Below are 11,941 nucleotides of genomic sequence, written 5' to 3' on the forward strand. Positions count from 1 at the left end.
CCGATCCGACCCGGTTCGTTCACCTTGTCTCCGGGACGACCGCTACCGCGTCGATCTCGACCTTCCACTCCGGGGAGGCCAGCGCCGCCACCTGGAGCAGGTTGTCGGCCGGGTAGGGCTTGTCGAATACCTCCTTGCGGATCTTGACGACCGATTCCAGATTCGCCATGTCGGTGACCATGATGGTCACCTTGACGATGTCGCGGAGCGTGGCGCCGGCCTCAGCGAGCACGCGCTCGATATTGGCGACGCTCTGGCGCATCTGGGTCTCGAAGTCATCGGAGACGGTCCGGCCATGTTCGTCGATCCCGGCCTGGCCGGAGACGTAGACGGTGTTGCCGGCTCGGATGGCCTGGCTGATGGCGTACGGCTCGTACCAGTCGGGCTCGGTCCTGATGGCGGTGAGGTGGTTGGACATGTCGGCCTCCTCCATTGACGATGAGAATGTTGCTTGCGCAAACAACCTTTGCTTGCGCAAGCAACAAGCTATCATGGTCGGCGTACCGCGTCAACGAGGGGAGGGCCCATGTCCATCGACGACTGGCTCGAAGAGTCCGACCGCCGCGCCCGGGTTGAGAAGCGCCTTGCCGCAGCTCTGAAACGAGGCTTCGGCCTCAGCCTGCTCGACTACCGCGCACTGCGCGCCGTCGCCGCGGCAGAGGAGGGCGAACTGCGGTTGCGGACGCTCGCCAGAGTCCTTGATGTCAACCAGAGTTCCATCACGCGCATGATGCCGCGCCTGGAGAGCCTCGGCTACGCCTATCGAGACCTCTGCCCCGACGACAACCGGGGCGCCTATTGCGTCATCACTGAGAAGGGCCGCGAGGCGAGCAGTGCGATGGCCGAAGTCCTCGACAGAACGCTCAGTGAACCGGCGGCGGCGTTGTCGTAGTACGACCGCGTGCCTTCGACCGAGGGCCGCCTTTGACTTGTTCCGGCCTCGTACACTCGGCGGATTCCGGCAGCGCCCCATCGCCCGACTCCGTCGCCTCCCATCGGCGGCCCGCCCAGGACAAGGACACCCATGCCCCGATCAGTGCCCGGCTCATCCTCTGGACCCGGGGCGCTCGTCTTGTACATCCAGACCGGCGACCGCAATGCCCGCATCTCCTATCGGGAGCTTGCCGAGCCGGAACGCCTCGCATACCGCGACACCGTGAACCGAGTGTTCGACGCCGCGCTCTCCCAATATTTCGGCGAGCATCCGTCCCGGGAAGAGGTGGACGACCTCACCGAGCGGGTCGCCGCCCGGCATCCCCAGTACGGCGGGGGCGTCAAGCGGGTGCTGCGGGCACTCGTGGAGGGCGGTCGGCGCGGCGAGATCAGCCCGCGGCAGATCATTACCGCTCAGCACCTGGTCATCCGAGAGATCGCCAAGCTGCATCCGGACTTTCGGAAGGCGGCCGACCGGATCGTCGCGGAAGCGTCCGCATCGAGGCTTCCCGGTGGTTCCGAGCCGGATATGGCGACGCTCGCCGCCGCCTACCCTGCCGAGTCCGCCGCGGCCAACGATCCCGAGGTGCTGCGGCTCCGCGCCGCGCTCGAGGCCGAGCAGCGCAAAACCGCGGAGATGCGCGAGTCGCTGCTGGACGCCGAGTTCTCCGGCACCGATTCGAATGCGGTGGCGACGGTGACCCTCGGGCTCGACGGTTCGATGCGCGATCTCGAGCTGCTGCGCGGCGCGGAGCGCATGGGCGGCAGGTCGATCGCCGTGTGCGTCCTGCGCGCCTGGGTGGTTGCGGAGAAGCAGCGGTGGAACCGCGCGAAGGAACTGGGTAAGCACGACTCGTTCCCCAAGCCGGGTTCGGGTGCGAGCAAGGGTGACACGTTCCTGTGCGAGGCATACTCCTCGACCAGGCTCTGTCGAGCCACAGTGGACCGATATGGCCGCCTGCGCGGCGTCACCTTCATGCGCACCGACCTGCTCGGCGACGACGGCCGCCACGGCCTCGCCGCCGAGATCCGCGAGGCCATCGACGGGGCGCAGGTCGAACTGAAGACCACATTGTAGACCGGCCGCCCCGACTCCGACCCCCGCTGGCCGATCGAGATCCTTTCCCGGGTGGGGTGGTCCTGTTAAGCTCAGGCCTCACCACACCCCTTTTCATTGGACGGCAGCGTTCGTGATCGCGGTCTACCTCACCACCTGCTTCATCGCGACGTTCTCGGCGTTCGTCCCGGTGACGGCCATCGAGCCGTACGTCGTCGGTGTGGCCGCGACAACCGGCTGCAGCCCGGTGGGGCTCGGCTTGGCCGCGGCGATCGGGCAGACCGCCGGCAAGACCACCGTGTTCCTCGGCGCGCGCGGGGCTCTGCGGTCAGCCAGGTTGCGCCGATGGGTCGGCGCCGCCAAAGCACGCGTGGGCCGGCGCCGTGGCGAGGTCGCGGACAGAGCCCGGCTCGGCCAGGGCCATCCCGAGCCGGACGCCGGAGCGGATCTCGATCAGGTCCCGGATCGGCGCGCCGAGGGGCGGACCGGTCCCTTCCGCGCCGCGGCGAAGCGGCTCACGGAGCAGCTCGACCGGCCGGTCCTCACCGCGCCGATCCTCTTCCTCAGCGCGGTCTTCGGGATCCCGCCGCTGCTGGCGACCTGCGTCTACACGGCGAACACCCGCATCAGCGTGTCCATGTTCGTCGTCGTCTGCCTGGCGGGGCGGTCGATCCGCTTCATCGCACTCGCTTACGCCCCGTATCTGATCCTGAGCTGATTCGGGCTGTGGCCCTTGGCCTATCGGACCAGTCGCAGGCTCGCCACGCCACCGTCGATCGCCAGGTTGGTGCCGGTGATCGACTTGTTGGCGGGGTCGGCGAGGTAGACGATCGCGGCCGCCACCTCTTCGGGAGACACGAGACGGCCGGTGGGCTGGCGGGCTTCGAGCTTGCGGCGCTCCTCGACCGGGTCCTCCGCCTGGTCGAGCAGGCGGGCCACCCACGGGGTGTCGGCCGTCCCGGGGCTGACGCAGTTGACCCGGATGCCTTCGGCCACATGGTCGGCGGCCATCGCCATGGTCAGCGAGTGGACCGCGCCCTTGGACGCCGAATACAGGGCGCGGTTGACCAGGCCCGTCGTCGCCGCGATGGACGAGGTGTTCACGATCGCGGCCTCGGTCGAGTCGCGCAGGTGCGGCAGGCAGGCCCGCGACAGGCGCACCATGCCGAGCAGGTTGACGTCCAGGACGCGGAACCACTGCTTGTCCGAGTTCTCCTCCACGGTCCCGATCGCGCCGATCCCGGCATTGTTGACCAGGATGTCGATGCTGCCGAAGTGGTCGACGGTGGCTTCGACCGCTTGGCGTACTTGGTGGTCGTCCGAGACGTCGCACGGCTGCGACCAGTGTTTCTCGCTCTTGTTCAGGTCCAGTACGGCGACCTTCGCGCCGCGCGCGGCGAAGGCGTCGGCCGCGGCCGCGCCGATGCCCGAGGAGCCCCCGGAAATGATGACGGTGAGGCCGTTGAGATCTTGAACCATCGGAATCATGCGCGATTTCTCCATTCAGGACCGTGCGGGTAGGCGAATTGCAGCAGGCTCTCGCGCTTCATCTCGGCCGAGAAGCCGGGGGCGGTGGGCGCGGCATAGCGGCCGTTCTTGATCACGGCGGGCGCGGTGAAGTGCTCGTGGAGGTGGTCGACGTACTCGATCACCCGGTCGTCCATGGTCCCGCTCACGGACGTGTAGTCGAACATGGACAGATGGCAGACCAGTTCGCACAGTCCCACGCCCCCGGCATGGGGGCAGACCGGGACGCCGAACTTCTTGGCCAGCAGCAGGATCGCCAGGTTCTCATTGACGCCGGCGACGCGGGCCGCGTCCAACTGGAGGAAGTCGATCGAGCCCGCCTGCAGGAGCTGCTTGAACATCACCCGGTTGTGGACGTGCTCGCCGGTGGCCACCTTGATCGGGGCGAGGCGGCGGCGGATCTCGGCGTGCCCGAGGATGTCGTCGGGGCTGGTCGGCTCCTCGATCCACCAGGGATCGAACTCGGACAGCGCGCTCACCCATGCAACGGCCTGGTTGACGTCCCACCGCTGGTTCGCGTCCACCGCGATGCGCACGCCGGGTCCGACGGCGGCGCGGGCGGCGGCGAAGCGGCGCCGATCGTCCTCCAGGTCGGCCCCGACCTTGAGCTTGATCTGGGTGTAGCCGTCGGCGACGGCCTGGCGGGCGAGGCGCACGACCTTCTCGTCGTCGTAGCCGAGCCAGCCCGGCGAGGTCGTGTAGGCGGGGTAGCCGCGCTGCTCGATCTCGGCGACGCGCTCGGCCTTGCCGTCCTCGGCGGCGCGCAGGATGTCAAGGGCCTCCCCGGGAGTGAGGGCGTCGGTGAGATAGCGCCAGTCGACGCTGTCGACGATCTGGTCGGGGTCGAGGCCGGAGAGGTACTTCCAGAGCGGGAGTCCGGCCCGGCGCGCGACGAGGTCCCAGGCTGCGTTGATCAGCCCCGCGGCGGCCAGGTGCATGACGCCCTTCTCGGGGCCGAGCCAGCGGATCTGGGAGTCGTGGGTCAGGGCCCGGTACAGCTCGCCGAGGTCGTACGGGTCGGTGACGTCGGTGCCGATGACGTGTTCGCTGAGCGTTTCGATGGCGGCGCAACAGATGTCATTGCCGCGTCCGATGGTGAAGGTGAACCCGTGGCCCTCGTGGCCGTCGTCGGCATGGAGGACGACGTAGGCGGCGGAGTAGTCGGGGTCGGGGTTCATCGCGTCCGAGCCGTCGAGCCCCGATGAAGTGGGAAAGCGGACGTCCAGGACGTCCACAGCCGTGATCGTCATGCCTGGACCGTCGGGTTCGCGGTGCTGCCGAGCCCGTCGATGCCGACCTCGACCAGGTCCCCGGCCCCCAGGTACGGGAACCGGCCGGACAGCGCGACGCCCTCGGGGGTGCCGGTGAGCAGCAGGTCGCCGGCGTCGAAGGCCATGAACTGCGACATGTGGAAGATGATGTGCGCGACCGAGAAGATCATGTCGGCGGTGGTCGAGTTCTGGCGGATCTCGCCATTGACCTTGGACCACATGCGCAGGTCCTGGACGTCGGCGATCTCGTCGAGCGTGACCAGGTGCGGGCCGAGCGGGGTGAAGGTGGGGCAGGCCTTGCCCTTGGAGAACTGGCCGCCGGAGCGCTCGATCTGGAACTCGCGCTCGGAGAGGTCGTTGGCGACGACCAGTCCGGCGATGCAGTCCAGAGCCTCCTTTTCGGACTCCAGGTAGGAGGCGGGCTTCGCGAAGACCACGCCCAGTTCGACCTCCCAGTCGGTGCGGGTCGAGCCCCGCGGAATCTGGACGTCGTCGCCGGGACCGACGATCGTATTGGGGTGCTTGTAGAACACGACCGGCTCGGCCGGGGGCTCGAGCCCCGACTCGGCGCAGTGGGCGGCGTAGTTCATGCCGATGCAGACGACGGCGCCGGGCTTGGCGATCGGCGGGGCGATGCGCTGCCCGGCAATGTCGATCACGGGAAGTTCGGCCACGCTGGACACTCCGCCGCGCCCCAAGAACTCGCCGTCGATGTCGCTGTAGAGACCGGAGAGGTCGTAGTGGACGCCCTCGTGGGAGACGACGGGCGTTTCCAGGCCGGGCTCGCCGATGCGCAGGTACTTCATTGCTCTCCGATTCGATAGATTCGCTGGGCGGTGGCGGAGAAGACGTCGGGATCCTCGCCGCCGAGGATTTCGATCAGGGCTTCCTTGACGCGCGTGTAGGGCGCGGCCAGTTCGCACATGGGCCAGTCGGATCCGAACATGAGGCGGTCCGGGCCGAACAGTTCCAGCGCCGCCTGGACGAAGGGCCGCAGGTCCTCCGGCGTCCAGTGCTCCCAGTCGGCCTCGGTGACCAGCCCGGACAGCTTCGCGACCACGTTGGGCCGCTTGGCGAGCGGACCGACGGCCTCCCTCCAGGCCGCGAGGCCCGCCGCGCCGTCCCGGATCTGCGGCTTGCCGAGATGGTCGAGGACGAACTGGAGCTCGGGCACGGCCGCGGCGGCCCGGGCCGCCGCGTCGAGCTGGTCGACGCGGACGATGAGGTCGAAGGTCGGGACGGCGCCGGCGATCCGCCGCAGCGCCGAGACGACCTCCGGCCGGGCCAGGAAGTCCGGGTCCCGCCTGGCCTGGACCTGGTCGCGAAGGCCGACGAGATAGCGGGTATGGCGGTGAGTCGTATAGCGCCCCAACGTGGTCGGCAGGTCGGGATCGAGCAGGTCGACGTAGCCGACCACCCCGGCGACCTCGGGAACGGCCCCGGCCAGGTGCAGGAACTCGACCGTCTCGGACGGGTGGCCCCAGTCGGCCTCGACCAGGATCGTGCGGTCGACGCCGGCGGCCTTCAGGTTGGCGCGCAGGTCGGCGACGCCGAAGTCGCGGTGGATGGCCTCGTACCCGGGTTTGGCCAGCCACGGATAGTCGGCGGTCCAGACGTGCTGATGCGCGTCGATGACAGGACGGGTGCTCAAGCGGGAGCCTCCTCGGGAAGCAACCCGGCGCTGCGCAGGTCGTGCCAGAGCGCGCCGGGAATGGGGTGTCGATACATCGCGAGGGCGTCTTCGATCTCTTCCGGAGTGCGGGCGCCGACGAGGATCGAGGCGACGGCGGGGTGAGCGGCGGGGAACTGGAGGGCGGCGGCGCGCAGCGGCACGCCGTGGCCATCGCAGATCCGGGAGATGGCGAGCGCGCGGTCGAGAAGTTGTCGGTCCGCCGCGGCATAGTTGAACGTCGCCCCGGGCCGGGGATCGGCCAGGATCCCGGAGTTGAACACCCCGGCGGCGATGACGGAGACGCCGCGCGAGCGGCAGAGGGGGTAGAGCCTATCGAGCGCTGATTGATCGAGCAGGGTGTAGCGCCCGGCGATGAGGGCTACGTCGAAGTCCGCTCGCGAGAGCAGGTCGGCGGCCGCGTCCGTGGAGTTCATGCCGATACCGATGGCGCCGACGCGCCCGGCGGCCTTTAGCTCGGCGAGCGCCTTGTATGTCCCGGCGAGGGCCTCGTCCGGGTGGTCGTCGGGGTCGTGGATGAGGGCGATGTCGACGTGGTCGATGCCGAGGCGGTCCAGGCTCTCCTCGTGGCTGGAGTGCGCGGCCCGGTAGGAGAAGTCGAAGGCGCTGGCCTTGCCATTGGGCTCGGCCCACAGGTCCCAGGTGCCCTCGTGGTCGACCAAGACGCGACCGTACTTGGTCGAGATCGTGACGTCCGCTTCGGAGCGAGAACTCAGAGCGCTTCCAACCCGCTGCTCAGAAAGCCCGGCACCGTAGTGCGGCGCGGTGTCGAAGTGCCGGACACCGCCGTCCAGGGCGGCCGCGATCGTCGCGGCCACGGCCTGCGGCGTCACCGGTTCGTACAATCCTCCAAGGGGAGCGCACCCGAGTCCGAAGGAGGAGACGGAGACCTCGGTGTTCCCGATGCGGCGCCGTTCAAGAGCGGGATGGTCTGCGGCCACAGATCTCTCCAATGCGGACATATGAGGCGGTTTGAGCGAGCCTCAGCGTGCGTCCGAAGCTCCCCACCGGACATCCTATAGGATATATCCTATGGGAGAAATGCTGGTGGTGCCTAAACGCGAGACCTTGGCCGACAAGGCTCACAGCGAGCTGAAATCACGAATCCTGCAGAGTGTCCTCGAACCCGGCACGAAGCTGAGCATCGACGGCCTCGCTCGGACAATGCGGTTCTCGCAGACGCCGCTTCGGGAAGCGTTGGCGCGCTTGGAAGCTGAAGGTCTCGTAGAGCGGCGTCCACTCGTCGGATACACGGTCACGCCGCTGCTGACCTCCAAGGAGTTCAACGATCTCTTCGAGATCCGCCTCCTCCTGGAGCCGATCGCCGCGCGGATGGCCGCCGAGCGGCCTCGGAAGGAGCACCCGGAAGGTTTGAACGAGATCGTCGGGTTGGAGAACCTGGCCCAATCCAGCGGCGGCGAATTCCACAGCGACGCCAAACTGAGCCAGCTCGAGTTCACCGAGGCCGACGCCCGGTTCCACTGGGAGGTGGCCAGGCACGGAAGCAGCCAGTTCGCCAACGCGATCCGCCGCCTCGACGCCCACCTGCACCTGCACCGCGCCTATCTCGAACCCGAGTTCATTCGGGAGACCGAGGCCGAACACCAGGCGATCGCGGCGGCTATCATCGGGAAGAAACCGCTTGCTGCGGAGGAGGCGATGCGTCGCCACCTCGAACGCTCACGCGTCCGGCACGCCACCGCGTTCCGGAACGCCGAGTCCGCCGCCAGCGCCGCGAAGCCGCGCGCCAAACGCGCCAAGACCACACAGTGAGGTGATGGTTCCCCTTGAGCCGCATAGGCCTGTTCATCACCTGCGTCAATGACGCGCTCTACCCGTCCACGCCGAAGGCGGTCGTGGCGGTCCTGGAGCGCCTCGGATACGAGGTCGACTTCCCCGCCGCGCAGACCTGTTGCGGCCAGATGCACGCCAACTCCGGGTACCGCCGGGACGCGGGCGTGCTGGCGCGCTCCTTCGAGGCCGTCTTCGACTCCTACGACGCCGTCGTCACCCCCTCGGGCTCGTGCGCCGCGATGGTCCGCGACCAGTACCCCGACCTGACCGGCTCCGACATCGGCCGCCGCGTCTACGAACTCTCGGAGTTCCTCCTCGACGTCGCCGAGGTCGAGGATGTCGGCGCGCGCTTCCCGCACTCCGTCACCTACCACCCGACCTGCCACGGCACCCGCGCACTCGGGTTGGGCGACAAGCCGTTGCGGCTGCTGCGAGCGGTCGAGGACATCGAACTGGTCGAGCTGCCCGAGGCCGACCAGTGCTGCGGGTTCGGAGGCACCTTCGCGCTCAAGAACTCCGAGGTCTCCTCAGCGATGCTCGCCGACAAGTGCCGCCATGCCTCCGGCACCGGCGCCGAATATCTTGCGGCGGCGGACAACTCGTGCCTCACTCACATCGGCGGAGGCATCTCCCGCTCCGGCGGCCCGCGCCCCGTCCACTACGCCGAGATCCTCGCGAGCGACGCATGAGCGCTAACGCAGGCACGGTCCCCGAGGTCGTTCCCAGTTCCTCCCTGATTCCCGCGGGGGCGAAGTTTCCCAAGGCCGCCAAGGTCGCCCTGGGGATGCCGCAGATGCGCGCCAACCTCGCCCACGCCACCGGCACCATCCGCGAGAAGCGTGCCAAGGTGGCGGGGGAGCTCGATGACTGGGAACAGTTGCGCGACGCCGCGTCCGCGATCAAGGCCGATGTCCAGCACCGCATGCCCGAACTCGCGATCGAGTTCGAACGCAAGGCGACCGAGGCCGGCGCCACGGTTCACTGGGCGCGCGACGGCGTCGAGGCCAATGCGATCGCCGCGCGCATCACCCGCGAGGCGGGCGCCGATGAGGTCGTCAAGGTCAAGTCGATGGCGACCCAGGAGATCGAACTCAACGAGTTCTTCGAGGCCCAGGGCCTGAGGGCGTGGGAAACCGACCTGGCGGAGCTGATCGTCCAGCTGGCGGAGGACAAGCCCAGCCACATTCTCGTGCCCGCGATCCACTACAACCGCACCGAGATCCGCGATATTTTTCGCGGAAAGATGATCGATGCTCCGACCGGTTTGACCGACGACCCGGCGGCGCTCGCCGAGGCGGCCCGCCTGCACCTGCGGAAGCGATTCCTGTCGGCGAAGGTGGCGGTGTCGGGTGCGAACTTCGCGGTGGCCGAGACCGGTTCGCTCGTCGTGGTCGAGTCCGAGGGCAATGGCCGGATGTGCCTGACCATGCCCGAGACGCTGATCAGCATCGTCGGTATCGAGAAGCTCCTGCCGACCTTCACGGACCTCGAAGTCTTCATGCAGCTGCTGCCCCGTTCCTCCACAGGCGAGCGCATGAACCCGTACACCTCGATCTGGACCGGGGCGACCGACGGCGACGGCCCGAAGGACGTCCACATCATCCTGCTGGACAACGGAAGAACCGATGTCCTGGCCGACGAAGTGGGCCGCCAGGCGCTGTCCTGCATCCGCTGCTCGGCCTGCCTGAACGTGTGCCCGGTCTATGAGCGCACCGGCGGTCACGCGTACGGGCACGTCTATCCGGGTCCGATCGGCGCAATCCTTGCGCCCCAACTGGAACCGGGCCGGCACGACGACCTGCCGTATGCCTCCAGTCTCTGCGGGGCGTGCTACGAGGTGTGCCCGGTCAAGATCAATATCCCCGAGGTGCTCGTTCATCTGCGGCAGGAGGGCCCGCACCAGGCGGGAGAGAAGGCCGCGATGGGCGCTGCCAAAGCGGTGATGGCGAGGCCGAAGCTCTGGCGCGCGGCCCTGGGTGCCGCCCGGTTCTTCACGAGGCCGTGGCGAAACAAGGGCTATATGCGCAGGCTCCCCTGGCCGGGATCAAAATGGACGGTGAGCCGGGACATGCCGATGCCGCCGCAGGAGAGCTTCCGAGACTGGTGGAAGGAACGGGAGCGATGAGCGCGCGCGAGGACATCCTGAACCGAATGCGCCGGTCCCTAGAGGGAGCGGGCGAGGCCGCGGAGGCGCCGCGCGAGTACCGGCGCGCCCTGGCCGGCGATACCGAGGTGGTCGAGCTGCTGATCGACCGGCTGGTCGACTACAAGGCCCAGGTCCATCACGGCATCGAATCGATCGCCGACATCCTGGACGAAGGGCAACCTGTGGTCGTCCCTGCCGATCTTCCCCAGGAATGGCGGGTCGGTGAAGCGATCTTCATCGAAGACGATCCCCTGGACCCAGAGCCCATGGACGCCGACGACCTGGATGCGATGGACGCGGTCCTGACCGGCTGCGCCGCGGCCGTGGCGGTCTCGGGCACGATCATGCTGGACACCGGTGCGGCGCAAGGAAGACGAGCGATCACGCTGGTCCCGGACCACCACGTCATCGTGGTCCGAAGGGACCAGATCGTGGGCCACCTGGCGGAGGCGTTGCCGCGTCTAAGCGCGACCAGCCCCCAGACCTGGATCTCGGGCCCGTCGGCCACCAGCGACATCGAACTCCAACGGGTAGAGGGAGTCCACGGCCCCCGCCGCCTGGACGTGGTCATCCTCGACGATTGATCTCCACCACGGTCGACTCATGGATTGGAGGGGTCGAACACCTCATCGGCAGTTGTCGCCGTGGTCAGAGCGCGGTTCCACCATTCCTCGAAGAGCTGCCTGTCACGACATTCCTGTATTCGTCGTTCCTGATCGGGCTCCAGGCGGATGCGCCGCCAATCAAGCAAGGTGATCATCGCCCAACTGCGGCTTTCCCAAGCTTGTTGTTCCATCAGCTCCGCTCGCCCCAGTATGTAGCCGAGCGCTGTCATGTCTCGGCGAAGCGCAGATCCGTATCGGATGCTCACTTTCTTCCTCGACTACGAGTCTTGGCGCGGCGTCGACTCGAAAACGTCGGCCGCGTTCGTCGCCGTCATCGCTCGCTGGAGCCATTCGAGGAAGATCTGTTCGTCGCGGCACTCCAACACCTGTTGCCGTTGGTCGGAGGTCAGGGCGACACCGCGCAGCGCAAGCAGGCTGATCAGCGTTTCTGCGCGGCCCTCCTCGCGGCCTTCCTCGCGGCCCTCGGCGAGGCCCTCGGCTTTCAGTTCCTCTTGGAACTTGGCGGTGAACGAGTAGGTCATGGTCATGATTATTCCCTTCCAGTGGGTGCGGGCGCTACCTTTGTCGAGGCCGACCTCGACGTACTCGGCGAAGAACTTGGCGGATTCGAGGTCGATGCCGGCGAGGGCGTCGGCCAGAGTGTCGAGTGCGGAGTTGATCTCTGGGTGGTTGCGATGGGCGAGGGTTGCGAAGACCGTGAGCATGATGTCGTCAGCGGTGCTGAGCGAATTGATGATGAACGGTGTTGTCCGGGCCGAACTCCAAAAGAGTTGAAGGAGTCCGCAGCCTCGCCGACTGGACGTGGTCATCCTGGATTGACTCCACCGATCAGGTGGAAGACCGCAAAGTCTGTTTTGGTTGGTGCGGGTGCGCGGCTGGTTGCCGCGCACCCGCGTT

At 67.7% G+C, this 11,941-nt stretch carries 14 protein-coding genes and 1 pseudogene; 7 read left to right on the forward strand and 8 right to left on the reverse strand.

Translation table 11 applies throughout. The annotated features are described in order from the left end of the window. Positions 1 to 19: 19 nt before the first annotated feature. The gene (locus tag FAB82_RS15545) at positions 20 to 418 is read right to left on the reverse strand and encodes a RidA family protein (protein ID WP_136535443.1); all 399 of its coding nucleotides are present in this window, start codon (positions 416 to 418) and stop codon (positions 20 to 22) included. Between the two features lie 108 nt (positions 419 to 526). Here FAB82_RS15545 and FAB82_RS15550 point away from each other — a divergent pair, with 108 nt between their 5' ends. The 3 genes from FAB82_RS15550 (at position 527) to FAB82_RS15560 (ending at position 2,708) form a co-directional block, all read left to right on the forward strand. After that, on the forward strand, positions 527 to 892 hold the full coding sequence (locus FAB82_RS15550; protein WP_136535444.1) for a MarR family winged helix-turn-helix transcriptional regulator: 366 nt from the start codon (positions 527 to 529) through the stop codon (positions 890 to 892). Between the two features lie 132 nt (positions 893 to 1,024). After that, positions 1,025 to 2,011, forward strand: coding sequence for a hypothetical protein (locus FAB82_RS15555; protein ID WP_136535445.1), 987 nt, complete (start codon positions 1,025 to 1,027; stop codon positions 2,009 to 2,011). Positions 2,012 to 2,123: 112 nt separating this feature from the next. Then, positions 2,124 to 2,708: a hypothetical protein gene (locus FAB82_RS15560; RefSeq protein ID WP_136535446.1), complete on the forward strand. Its 585-nt coding sequence runs from the start codon at positions 2,124 to 2,126 to the stop codon at positions 2,706 to 2,708. A 20-nt stretch (positions 2,709 to 2,728) separates the two neighbouring features. Here FAB82_RS15560 and FAB82_RS15565 read toward each other — a convergent pair whose 3' ends face one another. From FAB82_RS15565 to FAB82_RS15585, 5 genes are read right to left on the reverse strand one after another with little or no spacing between them, the layout of a single operon-like run. Next, positions 2,729 to 3,469, reverse strand: a complete 741-nt coding sequence (locus FAB82_RS15565) for an SDR family NAD(P)-dependent oxidoreductase (RefSeq protein WP_136535470.1) — start codon at positions 3,467 to 3,469, stop codon at positions 2,729 to 2,731. 5 nt (positions 3,470 to 3,474) lie between these two features. Then, positions 3,475 to 4,767, reverse strand: a complete 1,293-nt coding sequence (locus tag FAB82_RS15570; RefSeq protein ID WP_136535447.1) for an enolase C-terminal domain-like protein — start codon at positions 4,765 to 4,767, stop codon at positions 3,475 to 3,477. After that, the gene (locus tag FAB82_RS15575; RefSeq protein ID WP_136535448.1) at positions 4,764 to 5,594 is read right to left on the reverse strand and encodes a fumarylacetoacetate hydrolase family protein; all 831 of its coding nucleotides are present in this window, start codon (positions 5,592 to 5,594) and stop codon (positions 4,764 to 4,766) included. Before FAB82_RS15575 ends, FAB82_RS15570 begins: the two co-directional genes overlap by 4 nt. Next, the gene (locus tag FAB82_RS15580; protein WP_168801620.1) at positions 5,591 to 6,439 is read right to left on the reverse strand and encodes an amidohydrolase family protein; all 849 of its coding nucleotides are present in this window, start codon (positions 6,437 to 6,439) and stop codon (positions 5,591 to 5,593) included. Before FAB82_RS15580 ends, FAB82_RS15575 begins: the two co-directional genes overlap by 4 nt. Continuing rightward, a complete protein-coding gene (locus FAB82_RS15585; protein WP_136535450.1) occupies positions 6,436 to 7,440 on the reverse strand; it encodes an aldo/keto reductase in 1,005 nt (334 codons plus the stop codon). Before FAB82_RS15585 ends, FAB82_RS15580 begins: the two co-directional genes overlap by 4 nt. 70 nt (positions 7,441 to 7,510) lie before the next feature. Between FAB82_RS15585 and FAB82_RS15590 the strand changes: the two genes are divergently transcribed. The 4 genes from FAB82_RS15590 to FAB82_RS15605 are packed head-to-tail and all read left to right on the forward strand — an operon-like array spanning position 7,511 to position 11,002. Beyond that, on the forward strand, positions 7,511 to 8,251 hold the full coding sequence (locus FAB82_RS15590; RefSeq protein WP_136535451.1) for a GntR family transcriptional regulator: 741 nt from the start codon (positions 7,511 to 7,513) through the stop codon (positions 8,249 to 8,251). Positions 8,252 to 8,265: 14 nt separating this feature from the next. Then, positions 8,266 to 8,961 carry a (Fe-S)-binding protein gene (locus FAB82_RS15595; RefSeq protein WP_136535452.1) on the forward strand — a complete coding sequence of 232 codons (696 nt, stop codon included), beginning with the start codon at positions 8,266 to 8,268 and terminating at the stop codon, positions 8,959 to 8,961. After that, positions 8,958 to 10,397 carry a lactate utilization protein B gene (locus FAB82_RS15600; RefSeq protein ID WP_136535453.1) on the forward strand — a complete coding sequence of 480 codons (1,440 nt, stop codon included), beginning with the start codon at positions 8,958 to 8,960 and terminating at the stop codon, positions 10,395 to 10,397. The genes FAB82_RS15595 and FAB82_RS15600 overlap by 4 nt, the downstream gene beginning before the upstream one ends. Then, entirely contained in the window at positions 10,394 to 11,002 is a 609-nt protein-coding gene (locus FAB82_RS15605; protein ID WP_136535454.1) for a LutC/YkgG family protein, read from the forward strand. The genes FAB82_RS15600 and FAB82_RS15605 overlap by 4 nt, the downstream gene beginning before the upstream one ends. Before the next feature lie 17 nt (positions 11,003 to 11,019). Here FAB82_RS15605 and FAB82_RS15610 read toward each other — a convergent pair whose 3' ends face one another. Then, complete coding sequence (locus tag FAB82_RS15610) at positions 11,020 to 11,253, reverse strand: hypothetical protein (RefSeq protein WP_136535455.1); 234 nt, start codon at positions 11,251 to 11,253, stop codon at positions 11,020 to 11,022. 48 nt (positions 11,254 to 11,301) lie between these two features. Continuing rightward, positions 11,302 to 11,941 (reverse strand): annotated as a pseudogene (locus FAB82_RS15615) (hypothetical protein); the annotation flags it as partial.

This window comes from Glycomyces buryatensis (assembly GCF_004912275.1).
Classification (GTDB): domain Bacteria; phylum Actinomycetota; class Actinomycetes; order Mycobacteriales; family Micromonosporaceae; genus Glycomyces; species Glycomyces buryatensis.